Genomic DNA, 26,462 nt, shown 5'->3' with positions numbered 1-26,462 from the left:
TAACCTCATTTTATTACGCCTCATCATTTCTTTGTACTAATGCCCATATCGGCGATCAATTTCAATGTCATTCGTGTTGCCGTCTAACTTAAATGATAGTGCTAGCTGTCTGTTAGATTGAGCAAGTATTCTGTTAATGGCGAGAGGTAATGCGGATGTCAGTTGTGGGTGGCTATCAAAAATAGGCTCACTAAACTCTTGCAGCCCTTCAAAGCGACCCCATTGTAAGTGGGTATTATGCGGATGAATGTGAGGGTCTTGATGTAAGTTAACATTCACTAAAACGTAATAACCGCTGCTGAGCAGCACAACACTACTTAATGCCGGTGTTGATAATTGATGCCAGACGCCGAAGATAGATTGGTGCTTATAGGCATAATAGTTATGTTGTTCATCGCTAATGCTGTCTGCGTTAGTGTCGATAGTGAAGACTAACTTTTTTGATTCTACGCCAAGCGCGATATGCAGCTTGGGATGGGTAATTTGATATGCCACCAGGCCCAATAGCGGATTATTGCTATAACTGGCCATAAAGCGCACACCATTAGGTGCAATAGCGAGTCGGCCCCATTCGGCCACGCTTTTATGCGGCGTTAGGTGGTTGAGATTAATGTATAAATAGCTTAAATCACGGTTTAATTGCAGTAAAGTGATGTGCTCTGGGGTGTCGATAATCCAATTGCCAAATAACGCGTGATGATTGTTCGAGGTTAATGTTTGCGCTGTCGCATTGACGGGCACCACTAACGTTAGGAACATCATCAAAGACAGAATGCATAAGCGCAATGGTTTGTTAGCACAATTGATTGGGCGAGTTAGCCATTGGATAGTTAAAGTGGTAAACATAATATCCCTTTATGTTTTTAGAGTGGGTAAATACCCAAACAACCTGAAGATGCTCGATTTCAGCAAGAGTTTACACGCGTTTAGGCAAGGCATTGATTGCGGGTAATGGTCGTTCCCTTTCCAAAATCAGCTAAATTAACAAAAGCCGCAGCATAAACACGTGTAAAACTTGCCCTTTGGGAGTTTCACCGTGTTCCCACTACGTTGTTGCGCTAATTTATAAGGTACCTACATTACCGCATTAACGCGCCTAGTATTGAAAACACGGTGAAGCTCTGAAACACGTCTCTTCAAGTTGATTGGGTATAGACCGAACTGCATGTGGTAATTTAAATGAGCTTTAACCCTAGTCAACAATGCTGAATAAGCAAATAAAAAGCCCGCAGCATAGGCTAACGGGCTTTGTGTGCAACCAAATAATGATGACCGGTTAAGGTACTAAAGTCAGTAATGGTACTTGAGCAGCAACTTGAAAATCCAATGCCATGGTTACGCTTAATGCGGTAATGGTGATAATGGAAAACCCAAATACCTGCCGAGCCCAAGACTGTAAATTGATATCCTGGCGATAGCCTTTAAGCGCCATAGCTAGCCACCAAAAGCTGGTGGCACAGGTGACCGCGGTAAAGGCGATGCCAGTGTATCCGGCTAATGGCAGTAACACGCTCACTAAGGCAAATACCGCGATGTATAACACAATATGCAATTTTGCTTTGGCCATGCCTTCTGCCACGGGTAGCACCGGAATGTTAGCCGCGGCGTAATCGTCAAAGCGAAAAATCGCAATCGCATACGAGTGGGGCATTTGCCATAGGCTAAACATTAGCAGCAAAATAACTGCGCCCATGTCCATTTGCCCGGTTACAGCGCAATAACCCACAACAGGCGGCACAGCACCTGAAAAGCTGCCGACTAAAGTGCCGTAAACCGAGTGACGTTTCATGTACAGGCTATAAACGCCGACATAAACCACATAGCCAATGGCGGCAAATAACACTGCTAGACTATTAGTAAATATCGCCAGCATGGTAAAGCCGACAACACCCAAGCCAATACCTAAGCTCAATACCGCTTGTACCGATATTTCACCGGTAACGGTCACTCGGTTTCGTGTGCGCTTCATTTTGGCGTCGATGTCGCGATCAATGCAATTATTGATCGCGCAACCCGACGCCACCACCAAAGACAAACCTATCATGGTGGCGAACATCAAGGTCAAATCAACATTACCTTGAGCCGCGAGTAAAAAGCCGCCCGCGACAGAAATTAAATTGCCCATGATGATGCCAGGCTTAGTGACCTGAACATATCCTCGTAAGCGTGAGGTTAATTGTGCTGACATAAGTTGACCTTGATTATTCATGATAGCTGTCTAATTACATCATCAATTCGTTAGCTGCGTAGATAATCCACACAGACAAACCCACTACCATGACAATAATCAAGGCGGTGAATAAGAACGAGAATGTATTGATTCTGCCTTCTTTAGAAAAATCTAAATGGAGGAAGTACTTAAGGTGCACCACGATTTGCACTATCGCGGTTATCACTACGACCCATATGGTGGTTGCATGATCAAACTGGTGCGTCATCACCGACAAAAATGGAATTGCCGTTAATACTACCGACAATACAAAACCGACAACATACGATTTGATACTGGCAGCAAAATCGCCTGCCTCATGGCTTGAATGTGCATGGCTCATTACAAGGCTCCTAACAAATAAACTACGGTAAACACACACACCCACACGATGTCTAAGAAGTGCCAAAACAAACTTAAGCAGCTCAAACGAGTCACACTGCGATTAGTTAAGCCAGTTTTAAGCACTTCAACCATCATGATCAGCATCCAAATTAAGCCCGCAGTAACATGCAAACCATGCATACCGACTAGGGCAAAAAATGCGGATAAAAACGCGCTGCGATCTGGGCCATTACCGTGTTCAATTAAATGATGGAACTCGTACACTTCCATTGCAATAAACACACAACCTAGAGCAAAGGTCACTAACAGCCAGCCAAGGGTAGCTGCCTGTTTTTGGTGTTTAGCGCAAATCATTGCCACGCCATAGGTGATACTACTGACCAATAACGCGGCGGTTTCGATTAATACAAAGTCGAGCTCAAAAATATCTTTGCCCGATACACCACCGTCGGTGTTCATGTACAGCACAGCGTAAGTGGCAAATACCGAGGCAAACAAAATGCAGTCGGTCATCAAATATATCCAAAAACCGAATAAGGTATTCGCGCTGGTATCGTGGTGCTCGTCATGGTGTTGATCATTGTGCTCATGAGGATGAGTCACATGTAAATCTGCTTGAATCGCAATACTCATAATCAGCCCCTCACAACGTTAGTTAGGTTTGCAGTGACGTTATCTAGGTGCGCATTTTCAATGCGCGTGACGTCATCAGGTTGCACGTAATAATCGACATCGTTGTCGTAAGCGCGCACTAAAAACAGCACAAATGCGCCAGCAAAGCCCACAATAGCCAACCACCAAATATGCCAAATAGCCGCAAAGCCAACCGCCGTTATGCACGCCGCGATTAAAATGCCACTGGCGGTATTTTTAGGCATGTGGATTGGCTGATACGTTTGTTCACGTTGATACGCCTGGCCTTTTTCTTTCATATCGGTAAAGGCATCAATGTCTGATACATGGGGTAATTTCGCGAAGTTATAAAACTGCGGCGGTGACGAGGTAGACCACTCTAAAGTATGGCCATTCCACGGGTCGCCAGTGGTATCTAAGTTTTGCTCACGGTCGCGGAAGCTCACATACAATTGAACAAACTGTAAAATGATGCCGGCTAAAATGATAAAGGCACCTACCGCAGCAAAGTAAATCCAGAAGTTCCACGCAGGGTTGTCGGTGTGGTTAATACGACGCGTCATGCCGAGGAATCCAAGCACGTACAGCGGCATAAACGCCACATAAAAACCTACCTGCCAGCACCAGAATGACGCTTTACCTAAACGCTCATTTAAGTGGAAGCCCATGGCTTTAGGGAACCAAAATGCAAACCCTGCCATGTACCCAAATACTGCACCACCTAAAATGGTGTTATGAAAATGAGCAATCAAAAATAGGCTGTTGTGTAATACGTAATCCGCCCCTGGTACCGCCAGTAATACGCCGGTCATGCCGCCAATAGTAAAGGTGACCATAAAGCCTAGGGTCCACAATACCGGCACGGTAATGCGTAAACGGCCGCGGTAAATGGTAAATAACCAGTTAAACAGTTTTACCCCAGTTGGCACGGCAATCACCATGGTCATTACCCCAAAGAAGGCATTGACGTTGGCGCTTGAGCCCATGGTAAAAAAGTGGTGTAACCACACAATAAAACCAAGAATAGAAATCGCGCCACTTGCCCACACCATTGAGCTGTAGCCAAATAGGCGTTTTGAGGTAAAGGTTGAGATCACTTCTGAGAAAATACCAAATGCCGGTAAAATCAGAATATACACTTCAGGATGTCCCCAGGCCCAAAATAGGTTGATGTACATCATGGCGTTGCCGCCACCATCATTAGTAAAGAAGTGGAAATCGAGGTAACGATCTAAGGTTAATAGGCCTAACACCGCGGTTAAAATAGGGAACGAAGCAACGATTAAGATATTGGCCCAGGTACAGGTCCAGGTAAAAATCGGCATTTGCATCAGCTTCATGCCTGGCGCGCGCATTTTTAATACTGTGGCAATAAAGTTCACCCCAGTTAAGGTTGTCCCTATGCCCGATATTTGCAAGGCCCAGATATAATAATCAACTCCCACTCCCGGGCTGTAAGCCAGCTCAGATAATGGCGGATAAGCCACCCAACCGGTTTTAGCAAATTCACCGAGCCCAAGTGAAATATTAATTAGCACCGCGCCAGAAGTGGTGAGCCAAAAGCTTAAATTGTTTAAAAACGGAAACGCCACATCGCGGGCACCAATTTGCAGCGGCAATATTAAGTTCATTAAACCGATCATAAATGGCATAGCCATAAAGATAATCATGATCACGCCGTGGGCCGTGAAGATTTGGTCGTAATGTTCTGGTGGTAAATACCCCGCAGCGCCATTGGTGGCGAGCGCCTGTTGGGTTCGCATCATAATCGCGTCAGAGAAACCACGGATTAGCATCACTAATGCCAACAAAATGTACATAATACCAAGACGTTTGTGGTCAACCGAGGTGAGCCAGTCGTGCCACAACACGCCCCATTTTTGATGCTTTGTAATCAGCGCCGCAATAATCAACCCAATTACACCAACAACCGCAAGGGTTACCATAATAATGGGTTCGTGATATGGAATAGACTCGAGTGTTAATTTTCCAAAAAATGACATGATTACTCCGCCTCCCCAGAAACAGTCGATGACGGCTCTGTGGTTGAGTGTGAAGGGGTTGAATGTTGAGAATGTTGTCCAGCGTCCATGTCTTTCATATGTTGCATGTGCTGCATATGTTGAGCGTGGTCCATGCCTTCCATATTGCCCATGTCGTGCATGCCTTCCATACCTTCCATGTTGCCCATATCGTGCATACCTTCCATACCTTCCATACCTTCCATACTGCCCATCGATTTCATGTTCGAGTCTGGGTGCATGTACTGCATCACAATGTAATTAAACATGCCGCGTTGTACTGAGCCGAAATACTGCACAGGGTTGTTTTCGCTCTTTTTCGCGAGCTGCTTATATTGCTCAACATCTAAGGTGCTTGCTTGCTGCTTAACCTTGGTAACCCAGGCATCAAAGTCGTCTGCTGTGGGCGTGGCGATGGCATTAAACTTCATGCCCGCAAACCCAGCGCCGCTGTAGTTAGCTGAAATACCTTCAAAGGTGCCCGGCTCGTTGGCAATAAGGTGCAACTTGGTTGCCATGCCTGCCATAGAGTAAATTTGGCTGCCTAGCTGCGGAATGAAAAATGAGTTCATTGCCGTGTCTGAGGTAATTTTAAAGTTAACCGGTACATTGGTAGGGAAGGCCAATTCGTTAACCGAGGCGATACCATATTCTGGATAGATAAATAACCATTTCCAGTCGAGTGATACCACCTGGACGGTGATTGGTTTTGCATCATGTTCAAGCGGTTTGTAAGGGTCGAGTTTATGGGTTGAGTCCCAGGTGATGATCCCTAATACAATCACGATAACAATGGGGATTAGCCACACAACAATTTCGATGGTTTTAGAGTGGGCCCATTTAGGGGCATAGATTTCGAGATCACGGCCGTCGCGGTATTTCCACGCAAAATAGAGCGTCATAAAAATAACCGGAATAACCACAATCAGCATCAATAATGTTGCCACGATGATGAGGTGTTTCTCATCCATGCCAACTTGACCTTTAGGGTCGAGCACACCGCCTTCGCAGCCGGCCAGCATTAATGCGCCAGTTGCCAGCATGGCTTTACTTAATTTTCGAATGAACAAAGGAAGATTCCTCTCACCTTAATAACTTAACTACGCTGCCAGGAGGTAACCGTGACAGATTAAAAGCAACAGGTAGTCAGCATGGGCAAGGCTCAAATGAGCTGTCGCCTATCGCGTTGATATCACATCAACGTGCTATGAATAACCTGTTGTAAGAGTTGAGCTAAAACGAAAATTAACGAGGAGGGGCGCGGCAGCCGTGTGCCGTATAGTCTAACGACTTAGGAATAACAGGAGATAATGCACTTAGCGCATCGCTGAGTTCAAGCAGATTGCTAAATTTAGAGTTGAGGTGAAACAAACGCCAAAATTGCTCAATAACCATAGGGTTAAGCACAATTAAGCTGAGCAAGCCCGCCCCAACAAACTCAGCCAATAGGCCGTCTGCAATCGCGATAAACTCACTGATATCAATAAAGTGACCTACCGAAATCGATAAAGCATCGGCTAAAGGTTGCAGCAACAGTAATCCGAAACACAAAGTTAAATGTGCTTTACTCAATTTAGACAAGCTTGCTATGCGGCTGAGCGGCGTAACAAGTTTTTGGCAAAGAGTTGGATTCAAAAAACGTTTCCGCCTGAGCGTAAAAGAAGTCGTTGTCGCATCAAAAACATGCGAGTTGTTATACGGCAGGAGAATAACAAGAAGCAGCTATTAATTGAAAGTAGTTAAGGGGCGTAAAACCGCAGAAAGATTAAATAAACCTTAAAAAGTACGCTTTTTACACGTTTTTATTACACATTTAACAATTAGGTCACTGGGCTGGATCTCAATAGGCTTAAAATCGTGATTGATCGCACACAAAATATCCAGCAAAGCGTGAACCATATGAAAATAGATTCTGGCTGAATATTCGAAAGATGACGTTATTTTTAGCCGTTATGGTCTATGAATATATCGCACAGCAACATGGCTGCAAACGGGGCTTAATAAGGCCAAATATCGATTATTTTTGCGACAGATTTTGACTTTCGACGGGCTGAACTATATCCTTTGTCGCTGCTTTGAGGTGCATACGTGTAATCAAAGCGAAATTTTATGCATGTAAGGTCTTACATGTCATGAAAATAAGCTGCATTAGTTAACCCCTTCCTGATTGGATTGCGACAATCCATTTGTAGTAGCAGTTTTGCTTTACCTCATATTTGATAGCATTTCGTTACATGACAGAACAACATCTTAGAGACTGTAGTCGATAAATCCATTTCGGCTCAGTGTGTACTATTGAAATAAATGACTGAATTTAAAACAGAGTGAATAACATGATACAAACCATGAAAAAAGAATGGTTCTCTAACATCCGCGGGGATCTATTAGCTGGCCTTGTGGTTGCGCTGGCGCTAATTCCTGAGGCAATTGCCTTTTCGATTATTGCCGGTGTTGACCCTAAAGTGGGGCTATATGCTTCGTTCTGTATTGCGGTAGTGATTGCATTTACCGGTGGCCGCCCAGGGATGATCTCTGCGGCAACAGGTGCAATGGCACTGTTAATGGTCACCTTAGTAAAAGAGCATGGCCTTGAATACTTACTGGCTGCCACCTTATTAACCGGTGTATTCCAGATTGCTGCAGGTTACTTGAAGCTAGGTAACTTAATGCGCTTTGTATCGCGCTCGGTGGTGACCGGTTTTGTGAACGCCTTGGCGATTTTAATCTTTATGGCGCAAGTACCAGAGCTGATTGACGTGACTTGGCATGTGTACGCCATGACCGCCACAGGCCTTGGGATTATTTACTTATTCCCGCTTATTCCGGTTATTGGTAAATCATTGCCGTCACCGTTAGTGTGCATTGTCGGGTTAACCATTTTTGCGGTATTTATGGGCATTGATGTGCGTACCGTAGGCGACATGGGCCAACTGCCAGATACATTACCTATCTTCTTGTGGCCAGAAGTGCCATTGACTCTTGAAACTCTGATGATCATCCTGCCTTATTCAGCAGGTCTTGCGGTGGTTGGTTTACTTGAATCAATGATGACAGCCACCATTGTTGATGACTTAACCGATACCCAAAGTGATAAAAACCGTGAATGTAAAGGCCAAGGTATTGCCAACATTGGCGCTGGCTTAATGGGCGGCATGGCAGGTTGTGCAATGATTGGTCAGTCGATTATCAACGTTAAATCGGGCGGCCGTGGCCGTTTATCAACGTTTTCTGCCGGTTTGTTTTTGCTGATTTTAATCGTATTCCTCGGTGACTGGCTAAAGCTTATCCCTATGGCAGCATTGGTGGCGGTGATGATCATGGTGTCTATCGGGACGTTCTCTTGGGATTCAATCCGTAACCTTAAACATCACCCAATGTCGACAAACCTTGTGATGGTGGCCACGGTTGTGGTTGTTGTTGCTACCCATAACCTGGCGATTGGGGTATTTGTAGGGGTGTTATTGGCTTCATTATTCTTTGCCAATAAAGTGGGCCGATTCATGGTGGTTAAAAGTTCAGACGTTACTGCTGAAACTGGCCGTCATTATCAAATTGTTGGCCAGGTGTTTTTTGCCTCGGCAGATAAGTTTAGCCAATCATTTGATTTTAAAGAAGTGGTTGATAAAGTCACTATCGACTTATCACTAGCGCATTTTTGGGATATCACCGCAGTATCGGCGCTCGATAAAGTGGTGATTAAATTCCGCCGTGATGGCACCGAGGTTGAGTTAATTGGTTTAAATGAAGCCAGTGCAACCATCGTTGATAAATTCGGGGTGCACGATAAGCCTGAAGAAGTCGAAAAAATGATGTCTGGTCACTAACCCTGAGCAACACCACAAAAGGAGAACAATAATGACAAATGTGATTGCTTGTATCGACGGTTCAAAAGCCACCTTAGCGGTATGTAATGCCAGCGTATGGGCCGCCACTCAAATGGCTGCACCAGTGACCTTGTTACATGTGTTAGATAAATCTGTGTATCCAACACAATTGAATTTATCTGGCAGCATTGGTTTAGGTACGCGTGAGCACCTACTCGACGAAATGGTTGAGATTGAAGGCCGCAGAAGTAAACTGGCACTCGAGCAAGGAAAATATATGCTCGAAGACGCTAAAACCTGCGTGACTAAGCAACAATCTAGTGTCGCGGTAAACACCTTACAGCGCCATGGAGACTTAATTGAAACCTTGTTAGAACAAGAGCCTAATGCACGCTTAGTGGTGATGGGGCGTCAAGGCGAGCAACACCAGGACCACCCTATTGGTAGCCATATTGAGAGTGTTATCCGCACGCTTAAGCAACCGATTTTAGTGGTAATGCCTGAGTTTACTGCACCTAAGCGTTTTATCTTTGCTTACGACGGCAGTGCTACCGCGAAAAAGGCCCTAGCTCGCGTGGCAGCCAGCCCTTTGCTTAAAGGTTTAGAGTGTCACTTAGTGATGGTGTCAGACAATCAAACGCAAGCCAGTGCAGAATTAGCCGTAGCGGCAGACACCTTAAACAGTGCAGACTTTAGCGTGAGCACCGCAGTATGTCAGGGCGAAGTGCAAGCTGCACTAGAAGCCTACCAAGTTGAGCATAACATCGACCTAATGGTTATGGGCGCTTACGGCCATTCGCGTATTCGCGAGTTTTTTGTGGGTAGTAATACCACCAGAATGATCAGCAAAAGCAAAATCCCGCTATTACTGCTGCGTTAATCATAATGGCTCGCTGACCGCGAGCGGTTATTAGCGGATTGCGATTAGCGAATAATGATTAGCTATGAACAAAGTGCTGACAGCTAAACCTTGATAGCGATAGTTAATAGTGTCAGTTGATAGCTAACAGTTAAAAGTGCTAGCTAAAAAGCCACCCCGGCATTGTATGTCGGGGTGGCTTTTTGTTTATGGCTTGGTTGCGGTGATTTAAGGCCTACGAGCACAGACATCGTGGCGCTTCGAAGACGCCAGAGCATGAATCAATGTCACTTTGATTCTATTCAATTTCATTCAATTCAACTTTATTAAATTCGACTTCATTAAACCCGTCTTCATTAAATTCGTCTGCATTAAACTCGTCTTCCCGGCAATGCTTTTGAGCCGGGATCCAGGTGTTTGTTTTGCTTTGCTGATGGCCTACGGCTACTCATTTCATGGCGTTTCGCCCACACTGAGGTAAAGAGTTAAGGCTTATTCTTGTTTAAAATCAGAGATGATATCTCGTGTTAAATAAACCATTGGCCATTGAAATATTGAAGTATGGGTTTATTGTATAAAAATAAAGCGTATCATCAATAATGACGCGGTGATAAATGCAAGCTATGAGTCGTAGGTGTATGTTGCCTATGATTTTTTAGCGGTATTCATCCGTGACTATCGCTATTCATCTGTGTTTAGCAGGTGATGTTGAGAGGCAAGCCTCAAGTAAGCCGTTACAAGCCATAAAATATCTTTAATTCACAATGGCCAACATACTATGGAACATAAACGATATTTTTTATTGCTTTCAATCATCTTTGTTATTGAATTTATTGTTATTTCTATCAACCCTTATAATCGAGCCGATTGGGCACTTGAGAATGTATTAATTGTCTTCTCTGCCATCTTTGTGGTGTTCACCTATAAAAAATGCCCATTATCGCGACTCTCATATAGCTTGATATTTGTCTTTATGAGCTTGCATGAGATCGGCTCACATTATACTTATGCCAATGTTCCCTATGATGAATTTCTGCAGTCATATTTTAATTTTAGCCTTAATGAATATATGGGCTGGGAGCGTAATAACTTTGATCGATTCATTCATTTCGCATACGGCTTCTTACTGGCATACCCAGTGAGAGATTTGTATTGCAAGGTTGTTGGCGTGAAAGGCTTTTGGAGCTATTTCACGCCGTTAAACCTGATAATGTCGACATCGATGTTATATGAGTTAGTAGAATGGGGCGCAGCAGAGATATTTGGTGGCGAGCTTGGCATGGCGTATTTAGGCACCCAGGGTGATATTTGGGATGCGCATAAGGATATGGCACTCGCTAGCCTGGGCGGATTTATAGTGATGGCGATAACGCTGCTTATCCATTCACGTATTCAGAAAGATTTTCCAGAGCAATGGCGATTAAGCTTAACGGTAAAACATAACGGGGATTAAGCAAAGCTGAGGCAAGTCGAGGGTGTAACAGATTCTGTGTAACTGCAACTTAGTTAATATGCTTCACAATTCTGTCTTCGAACTCAATAATAAATCGACTTCATTAAATTCGTCGTCCCGGCAATGCTTTTAAGCCGGGATCCAGGTGTTTGCTTTGCTTATGGACTGCGGCTAGCAACGTCGTGATGCTTTCAGAGCGCGCTGTTAACATCCATACTTTTGTGCAATATTCTTACGATCAAAATGTTGTTATTGTTTTCTTTGTAATAAATCATGTGGCTACCTTGAGGTCGTTTTCGGTAACCTTCTCTTATATAATCACAATTCATACCTAACATAGGTTCTTGTGACAGTTGATGGAAGCTATGATCTAGCTGTTTTAAATACTCATTTCTCTGCGTTGTTCCCCAGGTCAATTGAGTATATTTTGCTATTTTAATTAAATCGCTCTTGGCTTTACCTGATAATTCAAATTTAGACATTAGCGATTATCTTTGTCTAGCTCTGCAATCAAAGAGTCATATGAGTAATCCGCGATTCCACTGTTTTCGCCTTCAATGAGCATATTTCGTAAATTAAGTACCTTAGTTTCCTGATCTTCTAATGCTCTTAAACCTGCACGCACCACTTCACTTACTGAACCGTAACGTCCAGAGTTAACTTGCTGATTTATAAATTTTTCAAAGTGATCGCCTAATGTCACACTTGTATTTTTAGCCATAATGTCAAATCCACAAATACCAATATATATTGGATTATGGTATAAAAAATATATCAAGGCAATTTAACGGACAATAAAAAAGCTTATTTTTTGTTCTAAAAATGAATTGTTCTTTTCTAGACAATATCCAAGCTCAGAGTTGATTTTGGACCTTTTCAAAATCAAGAAAACTGACTCGTTTTTTGACTCAAAGAGTGTGATAAATATGGCCTACGGCCACAAACGCCTTGGCGCTTCGCTGACGCCAGAGTTAGATAAATGTCATTCTGATTCAGTTTCTATTCGTCATCCCGGTAATGCTTTTAAGCCGGGATCCAGGTGTTTTCTTTGTTCATAATATAGAAAGCTGCAACACGCGATGCACTAAGAAGGGGGAAGCCCTTTTTACCTAAAAACTCACCAAACCCGCATTACACTATCTCTAAAAACAACAATACATCTGCATGTTAAATAATGTCGTACATCATATAAGTGTTTGAATTAAAGTGTAAACCTGGTTTATTTTGATGTGCTAATCAAAATAAATTTTAAAACCAGTAACTCTACAGGTTTGTTAGCTGTATTCTCAAATTGCTCATTAAGTGCTACTATAGTGATACATTTTTTGTGAGGCGATTAGTATGAGAGTAGAGCTAGTTACAACATTAAAACGGCAGGCAACGAAAATATTATCAGAGCTTCATTCTTCTAAAGAGCCTGTATTAATTACTGAACATGGACAACCTTCTGCATACCTTGTTGATGTTGATGACTTCGAATTTATGCAAAAGCGTATGCAAATCCTTGAAGCTCTTGCTAAAGGTGAGCAGGCTATAAGTCGTGGAGAAACTGTATCTAATATTGAGGCTAAAGAGAAAATGAGTAAATGGCTGAAATAATATGGACAAACCCTGCTTTGGAGGATCTTAATGACATAGCTGAATATATTGCTTTAAGTCATCTTCTGGCCGCTAAAAGTTTGGTAGCGAAAATCTTTGCTAAAGTCGAGCGACTTGAAGAATTCCCAGAATCAGGAAAGAAACCTATTGAGTTAAGTAACTTTAATTATCTGGAAATAGTTATTAATCCTTGTCGTGTTTTTTATAAAGTAGAAAACGACAAAGTTTATATTTTACACGTTATGAGGCAAGAGAGAGACCTACGTAAATTCTTACTTACAGCTAACAAATAAGGATAGACCGCGCGAAGCCGCGTGCTTATACCAAGTGTACTTTATTATGTAAATAACAGCTCGAGAAAACACGCTTTCTGATTGATTGTTAAAGCAAAAAACTCACACCTGGATCCCGGCTCAAAAGCATTGTCGGGACGACGAAAAAAAAGCTAAGCCTTGTCCAAACGAGCCAGTTGCTGTTTGAAAATGCCCAAATTCAACTCTGAACTTGAGGCTGTTGAAGACTCTTTACAAAAGAATACGTGAACGAGTCATGGCCTTTCCCACAAATCAAAACCCCAGTCTTAAGCAATAGCATTTTCACTCTTTATTACAAGATGCGCCGCAGGCTATAAGCAAACCAAACCAAACCAAACCAAACCAAACCAAACCAAACCAAACCAAACACCTGGATCCCGGCTCAAAAGCATTGCCGGGACGACGAGAAAATAGCTAACAAGCATCGTCAAAAACGAGTCAGTCTCTGGTGCTTCACTCTCTGGTGAGAGTGAAGCACCATGATCTTAATGGCCGCAGGCCATAAGATCATTGATGCTACAACTAAACCCTGTTCAATTACACTGCCCATTAGGCTTCACTATTCACCACTCTCGAACTGACTTTTTTGCGTGTTTGGCTGAGCGTGTAAACGCCGCTGATGACAACGAGTAGGCTGCCGAGTAGCGTCATGGTGTCGGGTGATTCACCAAATATGAATATGCCCAATGCTAGGGCAAATAATAAACGGGTGTAGCGAAAGGGGGCGATGACCGAGACGTCGCCTGCGCGCATGGCGATGGTGAGGGCGTTGTAGGCGGCGACACCAAAAATAATCGCGCCGATGATTTGCAACGATGCAGTGGTATTAAGTTGTGCTGGTTCATTTTGATATAACTGGATGGCGATACCTGCAGGGATTAATACAAAGAATCCGTAAACCCCAAGTTGCATGTTCGATAACACGGGTGGCGCTGCGCGGGTGGCTAAATCGCGGCCGGCAAAGCCTAATGTGGCGATGACCGCGAATAATGAGTTAGCTTCAAACCCAGCGAGTCCAGGGCGGATAATCATTAACACCCCAATAAACCCTACAAGTACAGCAAGCCATCTTTTAACGCCCACGTGTTCCCCAAACAATAATGCCGCGCCTATCATGGCAATCAGTGGCGTGGCTTGTAATATTGCCGAGGCGCTCGATAGCGGTGTGAGAGTGATGGCCAGGGCAAAGGTAAAGCGGCCAATCACTTCGCAGACTGCACGGATTAAAATCGGCGCAGTGAGTATGGCCGGATGGAGTATTTTTTGACCTTTACGCCAGGTTAGCAACATAAAAATCAACATGCCGCCGAGGCCAAACAATGCCAGGATTTGGCCTAAAGAGGTGGTTTCGGCTGCGGACTTAATCAGCATGTCTTCAATGGCAAAAGCGGCCATTGCAACAACCATGTAGAGACTGCCTTTAGTGTTGTTCAATATGATACCTATTGGGAATGCAAAACGATTAACGCAACGTGATAAACGCAGTCACCTTGAATGAGGCGTCAATGAAAAACGTTATTATCAGTTATCTATTAGGCAACACTAAATTACTTTTAGTCTTTGGTATAAGTAATTTTATTAATGTACCAGGTTTTATCACCTTGAGGTGTGCTTACTACGGCTTCGTCGTCGACTTCTTTTTTGAGTAACGCGCGCGCCATAGGTGAGTCGATAGAGATGTAATCTTTGCGTTCGTCGTAGATTTCTTCTGGGCCGACAATTTTAAAGGTTTTAATGTCGCCAGCGTCGTTTTCGATTTCGACAACGGCACCAAAAAACACTTTGCCTTCTTGCTCAGGTGCGTAATAAACGATTTTGAGCTCGGGCAATAGCTTGCGTAAGTAGCGCACTCGACGGTCTATTTGCCTTAATAAGCGCTTGTTGAAGGTGTAGTCTGCGTTTTCTGAGCGATCTCCAAGACTGGCAGCCCAGGTTACAATTTTAGTCACTTCTGGACGTTGTTCTTTCCACAAGTAATCGTGCTCAAGTCTGAGCTTGTTGTAACCTTCGAGGGTAATTAGCTTGGTTTTCACGCGTTTCTCTATGTGTTTTGGCTTAAAGCAGAAACTAACTAAATTATTGGCATTTGTCGATTTGTATTTACGGTCAGATAGGCGTTAATGCGCGCCCATGTTGCGTTGTGCTTTTCTTTGGACATGTCTTCGTTGTTTTAATTGCGCCATGGCGTTGATGATCTGGACACTTTGGTTCATTAGCTTAATGTCTTCAATCGGCGTTTTTTGACAGTTAATCGCGTAGTATTCAGCTAACTGCACAATGATGGCTTCTGCTTGTGAGAGCTGTTGATATTGTAGTTCTTTTACAAATAACAATAAGAAACAGTCAAATAAAGCGTTAGCAGCATCGATATGGGTTAACCCTTGCTGTGACTGATTTGAGCCTGATGAGGCGACTTGCAGTGGATTATTTTCTGGTGGTTTTGCTTGAGCTGATTTTGGCTCGGGCGTTGGCTTCATGGCGGCAACCACGTTAGCGACAGTGATCATGGTTGTCGCTCCCGCAAAGAGGCTCCTTACATACGCGTCTTGTTGCCAAAAAAGCACCAGCTGATGTGACCATTCAGCTTTGCTCCATTGCGATGATACCGCGCGTATAAAAGACATGTTGTCGCCTCCTGTGAGCTAGCCAAAATAACCTATCGATGCAGTTTTCTTGGCATGGGCAGTACGTTAAAGGTGCTGGTCAGTTCGTTAATAAAGGCTTGGGTCATTTTGGCGATGCCAAGGTAAAAATCAGTGTTTGCGTGTTGCTCGCTCAGCGCTAAACAACGGCCAGCCCAAGGGGTGAAGTGCTTTTGCAATAAGGTGTAGATAAATTGCATTAGTTCGTCTTTGTTGGTGTGTGGGTCAGCTCCAATTAAGCGCTGAAAGCTTGAATCTAACACACTAAAAAATAACCCCATATGGTCAACAGGCTGCGGCATATCGAGCTTGAATTCAACTTTATGTTGTTTATAAAAGTCGACCAGCGCTAAAGTTGATACATCAAAATGCACTTGCTCTTCGCCCAGGTAGGCCGAACCTTGTGGTATGGCTTTAGGTTCGCCAGGGCCAAAGTAGAGGTTGCCATAATCGAGTTGTAGCTCGGTAAGTTGATTGGCTTTCCATTGCTGCAGGTATCGTTGTAGATAAAACTGTCCAGGCTGCTCGGGTGCTGACTCGGCGAACACAGGCCAGGTTTGGGCAACGTCGTTTTCGATAAAGCTGTCGATGAGCGCTTCGTTGGGATAAAAGCAAAAAACATTGTGCAGGATGCGTGCAATCGATTGATATTCTTCTAACTTATCGACGCCGATTGATGCAACGTTGTTTTCAGTCATGATTAAGTCCTTAAAGGAAGGCAGTGATAATGATTTATCACTGCCTTAATTATTACACTTCTGATGGATTCAGAATTTGACCTGTGCCACCTGTTGTTGATTGGCCAAGGCGATTGGCTTTAATAATCAAATTAGGTGATGTTAGTGATTGATTAGGTAATGGTGCAATGTGCGAGTCGCCGGTACCGTATTTAGCCACGATATTTTCAACGGTATCAAAGTCTAATGCGCGCATTGGACATGATTCAACACAGGCTGGTTTACGGCCTACTGCCAGGCGTTCATAACAACCATCACACTTGGTCATGACTTTTCTTTCTTGGTCAAGCTGTGGCGCATCATATGGACAAGCGCGTGAGCAGCTTTCGCAAGCGATACATAAGCTTTCTTCAATGTGGACTAAACCGTCTTCTTTGCGTTTATGCATTGCACCAGTTGGGCAAGCTTTAACACAGACTGGCTCTGAACAATGGTTACAGCCAAGTGACATGTAGTAAGCAAAGACTTCTTGCTCGTAAGCGCCAGTGTTTGGGTCCACATTCCATGAACCGCCACCGTACTCATACACGCGGCGCCAGTTAACGCCATTTAGCGTAGGCACACCATCTTCTACAGGTTTAGTTGAGCTGCGAATGATATCGCCTTGTCTGTCTTTACAAGCAATGTGACACGTTTTGCAGCCTGTGCATTTAGTGGTGTCGACATAGAAACAATATTGGGTTGAGTCGCTCATGGTTGTGCCCCTTAAATAACTTTACGAATTTGAACGCGGTTAGTGTGCTGTGGATTGCCTTTTGCTACTGGGCTTGGCATGTATCGGGTTAGGGAGTTAATTGCCCCACCAATATCCACAACTTTACCTGATGAGCCGGTTCTACTATTTGGGTCTGGTTTGAACCAAGCGCCTTGTCCTAGCATGAGAACGCCAGGAATGACTCGTGGTGTCACTCGAGCAGTGACTTCAATTGAGCCGCGTTCGTTGTATATTTCAACTGTATCACCAGACGACACGCCGTAGTTTTGTGCGTCGATGGCGTTCATCCATACTGCGTCTTCTACGGCTTCACGTAACCAAGCCACGTTGTGGTAGCTTGAGTGAGTACGACCTTTGGTGTGGTATCCAGCAAGTTGTAATGGATAATCTGTTTTAGTGTCTTCATCTTCATAGCCTTCCCAGGTGACTGTGTATTGTGGGATAGCTGTGATGGTGTCGCCTTTGACTTTATTTTGTTCCCAGTTAGCTGCGCGCCACGCTAGCTCTGCTGAGTAAATTTCAATTTTGCCAGAGGGTGTTGGTAATGGCTTACTACCGTTAACGTATGACTCAAGTGCAACGTTGCGATTTTCCATATTTTTACGGAAGAAGCCGATTTCTTGTGCTTCTTTGTAAGTGTCTGGGAACGCAGGGGTGACACCAGCGTTAGCGCTAGACGCTTTGGTTTGCTGGTAAAGTTCTTCAAGCCATTGGTCTTCGGTTTTGCCTTCGGTAAATTCATTACCTACGCCCATTTTTTCGGCGATTAATGCTGCAATTTGATACATAGACTTGCAGTCCCAAATGGGTTCGCCAGCCGCTTTCATGGCGGTGATGTAACCTAATGCTCCAGAAGCATAAGAGTCATTAACAAGGTCGTTTGATTCTAGCCATGAGGTGTCAGGTAGAATAATATCGGCAAATTTACTGCCCGGTGTCATCCAGCAATCGCAAGAGACGATTAACTCTACGCCGTTTTCATCACTGTAGATTTCAGCGGTTTTATTAATATCAGAATGCTGATTTAACAGGGTGCTATCTGACGCTGAGAAAATCACTTTGATATTGGTGCCTAATGGCGTATCTAACGTTTCAGTACCGGTAATACCATGGGTTCTCGCTGTCATGGTTTCGCCATGGTGAATCGCTTCAGTCCATGAGAAGAAAGAGATTCTTTCTTTAATTGGGTTGGTGCCCGTAGGAATACCACCACGGAACATACTGCTCATGTTTGGTAGCTCGCCATTTGATGCACCTACCTGACCTAATTTACCGGCTAGTACACCTAGCATGTAAATAGCACGGACGTTTTGCTCGCCGTTTGCATGGCGGTTAACGCCTGCGCCCGCAATAATGTACGGTCTGCTAGAGGCCATTAAGTCGTCGGCTAGGGTATTAATTTTTGCTTCGCTAATGCCAGTGATTTTCTCAGCCCATGCTGGTGTGCGTGGACCTCTGTCGCTGTAAATACCCAAACCCATAATATAGTCGTAGTAGTTTTCGCTTGGGTTCATTGCTGCGGCATATTCAATTTTTGTGGCATCGCCGCTGGCTTCAAAAATTTCTTTTTGAGCAGTAATTGACGCTGCGTCATAACCGACTGCATATTGGTTAATGAAGTTAATTGAGTTGGCATCAACCCAGCCAGAGCTGATCATTAAGTAGGCCATGGCTTCAGCTAATGCGGCATCTGTACCGGGTCTAATTGGTAACCAGGTGCTTTCTTTACCGATCATCGAGTCTGTGTAACGCGGGTCAATCATGGTGACTTTTAGACCATTATTGCGTTGTAGCGCTTCAAGGTAGTCGTAACCTTCGCCTGAACCAGACTGTCTAATTTCGCTTGGGTTATAGGCAAAACCGAGTAAAAAGTCGCTGCTTTCTAGTGTGATTGTGGCAGAGCCTGAAGTACTGCCAGAACCAAAGGTATGTTTGGCTGCTTCAGTTTGTTGTGCCCAAGAGTAGTTACCAAATTTATCTAAAAAGCCACCCACTAAATTGAATAAGCGGTTAAAGCAGCTGTTAGAGGCAAAACCATAATAAGCACCAGAGCCGTAGCTTCTGAAAATAGCTTTGTTACCGTGCTCGGCAATCACTGAGGTTAATTTGTTAGCGACGGTAGTGGTGGCTTCTTCCCATGTGATAGGGACAAACTTACCTTCACCTCTTTTACCAACACGTTTCATTGGGGTTTTTAAGCGGTCAAATGCGTAGGTTCTTTGACGTAGTGAGCGACCGCGAGCACAGGCGCGTACCTGGTGTAAGCCGTAGATGTCTTCGACTTCATGGTCGGTTTCAACGCGGGTGATCATGCCATCGCGGCTAAACACTTTAATCGGGCAGTTAGAGCCACAGTTAACCAAACATGATGACCATGTTACGGTTTCTTCTGAAACTGGTGTACTCACGGGTACTTTTACTGCATCTTTTGAGCTTGAGTTACAGCCCGCGACGGTTGCTGCACAACCCATAGCAGCACTCATTTTTAAGAAACTTCTGCGTTCCATTGTGATGTCCTCTTGCAATATATAAATTGAGTTATTGGTAACGATTACAACAAGTAGCTGAAGTTCAGCATGACTTGATGGGCGTTATAGTTATGATTTAACTCACCTAAAGTGATAACGCTGGCCGGTTCATCAAGCGACATTTGCGCGTCATCGGTGTCGTAATAGCGCTCATAGCGATAGGTGAGCTTTAGTGCCATTTCGTTACTAAGGCTGTAGTTTGCGTATAAGCTGGTGCTGTGGTTGTACGAGTAATAATCACCGTATGGCGTTGTGCCAGTACTGGTGATATAGGTGTCGCTGTTTGAGTTACTGAATAGGTAGTCTGCGCCGAGTGTCAGCTTGTCTTGCATTAAGCCGCCGTAGCTAATACCGGTGCCGATATTGATAAATTCATCTTCAATGTCGGTATACCAGTCTGCGGTGCTGTAGCTTTGGCTGCTGGCCTGGGCTGAATTAATCCATTGCTGGCTGGCAAAACCATACAGGTTTACATGCTTAGAAATATTGAGGTTAAGATTGAGGTTTACGCCGTAATCTTCTGACTCGGTTAAGCCGATGAGGGTGTCGTCATAATCATCTTTGGCATAGTGAGCGCTGATATCCACACTTAGCCAGTTGAGTGGCGTATGGTTTACCGACAACTCGACATTGTTTCGGGTTCTGTTGGCCAGGTAATACTTACGCATTAAGGCGTTTTCTTCTGATGAGGTTAATTCATCTGTTTGGTATTCAGATCCATCACGGTTGCTGTGTTCTGCTTTGATATCAATAATAACGTTATCTACAGCACGAATAGACAGCTTGCTCCATAACGTGTCGTCGTGGGTTTCTTCACGGGCACTGTAGCTTCTGTCTATTTCTTCTCGGTCGTAACCTGCTTGTAGGCGGTAATCCTGGCTAATACGATATTTTGCGTTGAGCTTATAAGTAGAGCGTTCAATATCGGTGGCGATGTTTTCTTTGAATGTGTCGTTTAAATCATTAAAGGTATATTGCAGAAATTCAAATACAGAGCTGTTGTTTTCGCGGTTGCTGTAGTCGTAGCTACCACCGACACGTAAACGACTGCTTAGCATTGACGACACTTTTAAGGTGGCATCAGTGGTTTCAATTTCGCCGTCCCAATTTTGGATTGGGTTACCGTTCATTGAGATTAAATCGTCATCTTGAGTCATCCGGCCGACAATAAAGCGCCCAGACATGACGGTGCTGTCTAATTGATATTGACCAGATAATGCGATTTGATGTGCTTCATTGTCTGGCGCAGCAGCATAGACATCGTCTAAATAAGTGAGGCTTAAATCTTGAGCATTGTTTTGATATTGGCTGCCAAAGTAGCTGAGTTCGGTAATCCAGTTAGCACCATTTAATATCGCGCCTGCGGTAAATGAATCTGTTGTTGAGTCAACCACTAGGCCGATATTCACCGGACTCGGTGTGATAATACTGCTATTGGTGTAGCCCGATTTATCTTCGGTTTCGAACTGTACATAACCTTGATACATGTCGTGTTGCACTTCAGCTTGCAAAGCAATTTTTTCACGTTGCTGAGAAAGCTCAAACACGTATGGCAAGGTGCTGCTGACGAGCGTGCCCTGGTCATAATATAAGTTGCTTTGCGCATCACCCGATTGATATGTGGTGATTAACTGATAGTCGGCGTCGACGGTAAATAACCCCGGTTTACCAGCGCTCATTTGAGCAAAGCTGTTTTCATAACCTAATTGATGGGTTTGAAGGTGAGCCTGGTAGCCGTCATTATTTTGATATTTCACGTCAGCATTAGGCGTCGCAACAAAGCCATCCTGGTCGGTACCCAAGGCATTCGCCGCATGGACATCATCACGGCTAATGTAACCTGCTGCCACACTCACGTTACCGCGATAGCCTGAGTTAACCTCACAGCGTTGGCATTGATAGTTTTGCTGCTCAACCTTAGTGGTATTCGCCTGGCTTACGGCAAAGTTAGCTGACAGTACTGGCGCAGACGCTAGCAATAATGAGGCGGTAATAATATTGAGTTTAAAATTCATTGTGTGACTCCTCATTAACGCTGCAATGTGCTGCCAGCAGGGTGGTTAGAACCATGGATTTGGCTGTGGCAATTTAAACAACTTTTACCGCCACCAAAGGCGTCCACGCCTGGTTGTTGCACCACACGACTGGCATGGCCATCATCGGCATGACATTGCTGACATAACTGTGGGGCGCGATGGGTTAGCATGCTTTCGTTAACGCTACCGTGCGGGTTATGGCACGTGATGCAGTTTTCGGTCACTGGCGCATGTTCCCACAATACAGGGCCACGTTTTTCAGCATGGCAGCTGTAACATGTGTCATTAATAGAAGGTTTGTTTAACGCGCTTTCGGTCATTGACCCATGTGGTGAATGACAATCGATACAGGTCATTTGGTCCCATTTCATTGGGTGACTCGAGCGTTTGTTCATATCGGCTTTTTCACGCGTATGACAATTGGTGCAGGTGTCATTGACGGTGAGTTTTTCTAATACTGGGTCGGTTGCGGCGTGAACAACATGGCAGTCGGCACAAGCCACATCTTCAAGGTTATGAGTGCTGTTATGCCACGCCATTTGCTTGGCATCGTTATGGCAACCCTGGCAGACCGTATTTTGAGTTTGAGTAGACAGTTTGCTGTTTTGGCCAAACTGGATCATCGGTTCTTTACCACCGCGGTTATGGTTACCGAGCGGTCCATGACAGGCTTCGCATTGTAGGCCGGCCATCGGTGATTTAGCGTTGTTTAAATTGCCATGAACGCCATTAAAGATGTCCATCACTTTGGCACTTTTCTTATGACACATTAGGCAGCTGTCAGCACCTTTTGGTGAGTAGTTACCGTCAGCGAATTTTTGGGTGAGTACAGATTCAAGTTGGTCAGCATCGAGCTGTTCCCAGGGTGAAGATGCGGCATTGAATGCACACCCATAAATGACCAGTGAAAGCGCAAAGAGCAATTGCTTGTATGCGTTCATAGGAGTTCCTACCTTAATTACGTAAATGATGTATATCGTAATAGGTAGTTTAGAGGTCTGTTTGGAGGTTAACCATGCGTAGAAATTGGCATAAAACGACAACTGTGATGAAGATCAATGCTCAATATAGCAAAAAAGATAAAATGTAAATTAGAGTAAATTAACCAGGCAAAGTTCACCCCGTGATAAAATTTAAATGTCGTCCTGCACTGCACACTAAAATGGTTATCGAGTATTGCGATAACAAAGGTATCTCTGTGCCAGACCATTATCAACATATCCGTTTTTTAGCAGATGAAGATAAGATTAATTATTATACGGTTAATAATATTTTACATGAGATGGAGGCGTTAGATAATAATCCGTACTTCTTTTTTGAATTAGAACATGTGTTCAGGGAAAGATTAATTCCCTTTACTATTAAGATATTGGATTTTAATAAGTCTGCGGCACTTAATCTATTAGATTTTACTCATTATTATCGCAGCATTTCTGATCTTGCCTGGTCAAGTATTGTTACCGACACAAGCGTAACGCTAGTTGCAGCAAGAGGCCCAGAGCAAAGAGCGTCTAAATACGATGACTTGTTTATCTACTTTTGTATGGCTGAAATATTTAAACCTTTATTAGATAAACCCGATGATATGTTAATTTGTCTTCCGTACGGACGTGAGTTTTATAGTAAATATATTAATATGTTCGAACGGGTTGAATTTAATCATGGTTGTTTTAGCGTCACCATAAATAAAGTTGAAGGTGATAATGATATTGGCGAGTGTTTAGCGCTAGAAAATATAAGCGAGTTAGAAAGAGTAAATGCAGCTGCAAATAGTATTCCTTCTCATTCGTTATCACTTTCTACTTTAGCGCAAGTCATGAGTGTCGCACCAAGAAGTTTACAACGGGAATTAAAGTTATTAGATTCAAAGCCACAAAACATTATTGATAATGTAAAAGTGAATTATATTATCAGCCGATTAGGCATTAACAAAGGCAACATTAAATTAACCGCATATGAATGTGGTTTTACTGATATGCCGACATTCAGCCGTTTTTTTACCCGAACCACAGGACTGTCACCTAAAGCGTATGTTAAGGCTCGAATGATGATCTCGTAATCGCGGTTACGGTGCCTGTTTTCCAATCTACGTAAAACTCTATCAAAGATTATGGTATCTTTAGCGTAATTTCATTTTCAACCATGCCGAATTCGAACAACTATGCATAATATTGCCCAGATTATCGCTCAAGAACTTAACGTTCGTGAGCAACAGGTCACTGCGACCATAGCGCTTTTAGATGATGGTGCAACAGTACCGTTTGTGGCCCGTTACCGTAAAGAAGCCACTGGTGGCTTAGATGACACTCAGTTGCGTAATTTGTTTTCTCGTTTAGGTTATCTGCGTGAATTACATGATCGCCGTCAGGTAGTGTTGTCGAGCATTGAAGCGCAAGGCAAATTAACCCCAGCATTGTCGCAAGCCATTAATGAAGCCGACAGTAAAACCCGTCTTGAAGATTTATACCTGCCTTATAAACCTAAGCGCCGTACTAAAGGGCAAATAGCTATCGAAGCGGGCATTGAACCGTTGGTAGATGCCGTATTAGCTGACCGCACATTGGACATAGACCGCAAAGCTGAAGCATTTTTAAATCCTGAAGCCGGTTTTGCTGATGCGAAAGCGGTATTAGACGGTGCACGTTACATATTAATGGAACGCTTTGCTGAAGATGCAGAGCTATTACGTAAAGTTCGCCAACACTTAAGCCAGCAAGCTGTGCTTGAGAGCCGTATGGTGAAAGGCAAAGAAAAAGAAGGCGCTAAGTTCCGCGACTATTTTGAACACAATGAGCTGATGAGTAAAATCCCATCGCACCGCGCTTTAGCTATGCTGCGTGGTCGTAATGAAGGTGTACTCAGCTTATCGATGAATGCCGACCCTGACACAGAAGCAAGTCAAGGCAGCTATTGTGAAGTGATTATTGCCGAGCACTTTAAGTTAGTGCTATCTGACTCTAGCGTTGATACCTGGCTAAAAACCGTAGTGACCTCAACCTGGCGCATTAAAGTCGCCTTGCAAATGGAAACTGAGTTTATTGCCAAGATGCGTGAAAGTGCCGAAGAAGAAGCCATTAAAGTGTTTGCTCGCAATTTAGGCGACTTATTAATGGCAGCTCCAGCGGGTGCTAAAGCGACCATGGGCCTAGACCCTGGGATCCGCACTGGCGTTAAAGTGGCGATTGTTGATAACACTGGCAAGCTGGTGGCCCACACCACTATTTTCCCGCATGCACCGCAAAACTTATGGGACAAATCAATTCGTACCTTAAGTAACCTAGTGGCGATGCATAAGGTCGAGATCATCGCGATTGGTAATGGTACGGGCTCGCGTGAAACCGATAAATTGACCGGTGAGCTCATTGCCGCAGTAAAAGAGTCACAACCTAACTTAACCAAAGTTATTGTGAGCGAAGCTGGTGCATCGGTGTATTCTGCTTCTGAATTTGCCGCCAATGAATTTCCGGATTTAGATGTGTCTATTCGCGGCGCCGTATCGATTGCACGTCGTTTACAAGACCCATTAGCCGAACTCGTTAAAATTGAGCCTAAAGCGATTGGTGTTGGCCAATATCAACATGATGTTAGCCAAAGCATGTTGTCGCAGTCACTTGAAGCCGTTGTCGAAGATTGTGTAAACGGTGTTGGTGTCGATTTAAATATGGCGTCTGCGCCATTACTGACTCAAGTCGCCGGATTAAATAAAACCCTCGCAAAAAATATTGTTGATTACCGCGATGCCAATGGTCAGTTTACTAATCGTAAGCAGGTATTGAGTGTGCCGCGCGTTGGCCCAAAAGCCTTTGAGCAAGCCGCCGGTTTCTTGCGTATTCGCAATGGTGACAATCCGCTTGATGCCTCATCGGTTCACCCTGAAGCTTACAGTTTAGTTGAAGCGATTGCCGCGGCTAAGCAACAACCTGTGGCGCAACTTATTGGTAATAGCGATTTATTGCGCGACATAAACGCGGCTGACTTTGTCACCGCAAGCTTTGGTGTGCCAACCATTAACGATATTTTGGCTGAGCTGGATAAGCCTGGTCGTGATCCTCGTGGTGAGTTTAAAACGGCTAACTTTAAAGACGGTGTAGAGGAGTTAAAAGACCTTAAGCTTGAAATGATTTTAGAAGGTGTGGTCACGAACGTGACTAACTTTGGTGCTTTTGTCGATGTGGGCGTGCATCAAGATGGTTTAGTGCACATTTCATCGTTAACCGACAAGTTTGTGAGCGACCCTCATACAGTGGTGAAAGCCGGCGATGTGGTAAAAGTAAAAGTGATGGAAGTGGACGTTGAGCGTCGCCGCATTGCCTTAAGTATGCGCCTGGATGAAAAGCCAGCGCCTGCTAAAATGGGCCAAGCAAAATCGGGTTCACAAAAGACGTCATTTAGTGGCAAGCCTAATAGTGGTAAACCTAAGTCAGTCGCACCGCAAAAGCAGCCAAATAAACCCGCAAAACCGGCTCAGAATGCCGCGATGGGTAATGCCTTTGCTGATGCTTTTGCCAAACTGAAGAAATAATCCATTTACGCTCATGCAAGGTTAA

24 protein-coding genes are annotated in these 26,462 nt (G+C 44.1%); 7 read left to right on the top strand and 17 right to left on the bottom strand.

Translation table 11 applies throughout. From position 1 onward, the window contains the following. Positions 1-36 precede the first annotated feature (36 nt). From GQA99_RS01320 to GQA99_RS01290, 7 genes are all read right to left on the bottom strand, one after another. Positions 37-846: a hypothetical protein gene (locus tag GQA99_RS01320; protein WP_160052041.1), complete on the bottom strand. Its 810-nt coding sequence runs from the start codon at positions 844-846 to the stop codon at positions 37-39. A gap of 430 nt (positions 847-1,276) precedes the next feature. Then, a complete protein-coding gene (gene cyoE, locus GQA99_RS01315) occupies positions 1,277-2,209 on the bottom strand; it encodes a heme o synthase (RefSeq protein ID WP_160052040.1) in 933 nt (310 codons plus the stop codon). 13 nt (positions 2,210-2,222) lie between these two features. Next, on the bottom strand, positions 2,223-2,552 hold the full coding sequence (cyoD, locus tag GQA99_RS01310) for a cytochrome o ubiquinol oxidase subunit IV (protein ID WP_160052039.1): 330 nt from the start codon (positions 2,550-2,552) through the stop codon (positions 2,223-2,225). Then, positions 2,552-3,187 (bottom strand): cytochrome o ubiquinol oxidase subunit III, encoded by a 636-nt coding sequence (gene cyoC / locus GQA99_RS01305; RefSeq protein WP_160052038.1) that lies wholly within the window; start codon positions 3,185-3,187, stop codon positions 2,552-2,554. Before cyoC ends, cyoD begins: the two co-directional genes overlap by 1 nt. A gap of 2 nt (positions 3,188-3,189) precedes the next feature. Then, on the bottom strand, positions 3,190-5,190 hold the full coding sequence (gene cyoB / locus GQA99_RS01300; protein ID WP_160052037.1) for a cytochrome o ubiquinol oxidase subunit I: 2,001 nt from the start codon (positions 5,188-5,190) through the stop codon (positions 3,190-3,192). Positions 5,191-5,192: 2 nt separating this feature from the next. Continuing rightward, complete coding sequence (gene cyoA / locus GQA99_RS01295; RefSeq protein ID WP_229785806.1) at positions 5,193-6,278, bottom strand: ubiquinol oxidase subunit II; 1,086 nt, start codon at positions 6,276-6,278, stop codon at positions 5,193-5,195. A 175-nt stretch (positions 6,279-6,453) separates the two neighbouring features. Beyond that, a complete protein-coding gene (locus GQA99_RS01290; protein WP_229785805.1) occupies positions 6,454-6,843 on the bottom strand; it encodes a hypothetical protein in 390 nt (129 codons plus the stop codon). A 698-nt stretch (positions 6,844-7,541) separates the two neighbouring features. Here GQA99_RS01290 and GQA99_RS01285 point away from each other — a divergent pair. The 3 genes from GQA99_RS01285 to GQA99_RS01275 all read left to right on the top strand — a co-directional run bounded on the left by GQA99_RS01285 (position 7,542) and on the right by GQA99_RS01275 (position 11,344). Beyond that, the gene (locus GQA99_RS01285) at positions 7,542-9,032 is read left to right on the top strand and encodes a SulP family inorganic anion transporter (protein WP_160052036.1); all 1,491 of its coding nucleotides are present in this window, start codon (positions 7,542-7,544) and stop codon (positions 9,030-9,032) included. 31 nt (positions 9,033-9,063) lie between these two features. Then, complete coding sequence (locus tag GQA99_RS01280; protein WP_160052035.1) at positions 9,064-9,912, top strand: universal stress protein; 849 nt, start codon at positions 9,064-9,066, stop codon at positions 9,910-9,912. 757 nt (positions 9,913-10,669) lie between these two features. Further along, positions 10,670-11,344, top strand: coding sequence for a DUF2238 domain-containing protein (locus tag GQA99_RS01275; RefSeq protein WP_160052034.1), 675 nt, complete (start codon positions 10,670-10,672; stop codon positions 11,342-11,344). Between the two features lie 191 nt (positions 11,345-11,535). Here GQA99_RS01275 and GQA99_RS01270 read toward each other — a convergent pair whose 3' ends face one another. Together GQA99_RS01270 and GQA99_RS01265 are read right to left on the bottom strand one after the other, a co-directional pair. After that, entirely contained in the window at positions 11,536-11,826 is a 291-nt protein-coding gene (locus GQA99_RS01270) for a type II toxin-antitoxin system RelE/ParE family toxin (protein WP_160052033.1), read from the bottom strand. After that, positions 11,826-12,065: a type II toxin-antitoxin system ParD family antitoxin gene (locus GQA99_RS01265; protein WP_160052032.1), complete on the bottom strand. Its 240-nt coding sequence runs from the start codon at positions 12,063-12,065 to the stop codon at positions 11,826-11,828. Before GQA99_RS01265 ends, GQA99_RS01270 begins: the two co-directional genes overlap by 1 nt. Before the next feature lie 620 nt (positions 12,066-12,685). Between GQA99_RS01265 and GQA99_RS01260 the strand changes: the two genes are divergently transcribed. Together GQA99_RS01260 and GQA99_RS01255 are read left to right on the top strand one after the other, a co-directional pair. Further along, a complete protein-coding gene (locus tag GQA99_RS01260) occupies positions 12,686-12,943 on the top strand; it encodes a type II toxin-antitoxin system Phd/YefM family antitoxin (protein ID WP_160052031.1) in 258 nt (85 codons plus the stop codon). Then, positions 12,931-13,236: a type II toxin-antitoxin system RelE/ParE family toxin gene (locus GQA99_RS01255; RefSeq protein ID WP_160052030.1), complete on the top strand. Its 306-nt coding sequence runs from the start codon at positions 12,931-12,933 to the stop codon at positions 13,234-13,236. The genes GQA99_RS01260 and GQA99_RS01255 overlap by 13 nt, the downstream gene beginning before the upstream one ends. Positions 13,237-13,806: 570 nt before the next feature. Here GQA99_RS01255 and GQA99_RS01250 read toward each other — a convergent pair. From GQA99_RS01250 to GQA99_RS01215, 8 genes are all read right to left on the bottom strand, one after another. Then, positions 13,807-14,691 (bottom strand): DMT family transporter, encoded by an 885-nt coding sequence (locus GQA99_RS01250; protein WP_229785804.1) that lies wholly within the window; start codon positions 14,689-14,691, stop codon positions 13,807-13,809. Between the two features lie 119 nt (positions 14,692-14,810). Next, complete coding sequence (gene greB / locus GQA99_RS01245; protein WP_160052029.1) at positions 14,811-15,290, bottom strand: transcription elongation factor GreB; 480 nt, start codon at positions 15,288-15,290, stop codon at positions 14,811-14,813. An 84-nt stretch (positions 15,291-15,374) separates the two neighbouring features. Continuing rightward, positions 15,375-15,881: a hypothetical protein gene (locus GQA99_RS01240; RefSeq protein WP_160052028.1), complete on the bottom strand. Its 507-nt coding sequence runs from the start codon at positions 15,879-15,881 to the stop codon at positions 15,375-15,377. A 32-nt stretch (positions 15,882-15,913) separates the two neighbouring features. Then, a complete protein-coding gene (locus GQA99_RS01235) occupies positions 15,914-16,597 on the bottom strand; it encodes a TorD/DmsD family molecular chaperone (protein ID WP_160052027.1) in 684 nt (227 codons plus the stop codon). Positions 16,598-16,649: 52 nt separating this feature from the next. Next, positions 16,650-17,330 carry a 4Fe-4S dicluster domain-containing protein gene (locus GQA99_RS01230; protein ID WP_160052026.1) on the bottom strand — a complete coding sequence of 227 codons (681 nt, stop codon included), beginning with the start codon at positions 17,328-17,330 and terminating at the stop codon, positions 16,650-16,652. Between the two features lie 11 nt (positions 17,331-17,341). Continuing rightward, positions 17,342-19,858 carry a DMSO/selenate family reductase complex A subunit gene (locus GQA99_RS01225; protein ID WP_160052025.1) on the bottom strand — a complete coding sequence of 839 codons (2,517 nt, stop codon included), beginning with the start codon at positions 19,856-19,858 and terminating at the stop codon, positions 17,342-17,344. A gap of 44 nt (positions 19,859-19,902) precedes the next feature. Beyond that, a complete protein-coding gene (locus GQA99_RS01220) occupies positions 19,903-21,894 on the bottom strand; it encodes an MtrB/PioB family decaheme-associated outer membrane protein (protein ID WP_160052024.1) in 1,992 nt (663 codons plus the stop codon). A gap of 14 nt (positions 21,895-21,908) precedes the next feature. Further along, the gene (locus GQA99_RS01215; protein WP_160052023.1) at positions 21,909-22,856 is read right to left on the bottom strand and encodes a DmsE family decaheme c-type cytochrome; all 948 of its coding nucleotides are present in this window, start codon (positions 22,854-22,856) and stop codon (positions 21,909-21,911) included. A 182-nt stretch (positions 22,857-23,038) separates the two neighbouring features. Between GQA99_RS01215 and GQA99_RS01210 the strand changes: the two genes are divergently transcribed. Both GQA99_RS01210 and GQA99_RS01205 read left to right on the top strand, forming a co-directional pair. Continuing rightward, entirely contained in the window at positions 23,039-23,974 is a 936-nt protein-coding gene (locus GQA99_RS01210) for a helix-turn-helix domain-containing protein (RefSeq protein WP_160052022.1), read from the top strand. A gap of 102 nt (positions 23,975-24,076) precedes the next feature. After that, positions 24,077-26,437, top strand: a complete 2,361-nt coding sequence (locus GQA99_RS01205; RefSeq protein WP_160052021.1) for a Tex family protein — start codon at positions 24,077-24,079, stop codon at positions 26,435-26,437. The last annotated feature ends 25 nt before the right edge of the window (positions 26,438-26,462 follow it).

It is taken from the genome of Shewanella litoralis (assembly GCF_009828585.1).
Lineage (GTDB): Bacteria > Pseudomonadota > Gammaproteobacteria > Enterobacterales > Shewanellaceae > Shewanella > Shewanella litoralis.
Note: the sequence above shows the minus strand (reverse complement) of the source record. Positions and strands in the feature narration are given on the sequence as shown.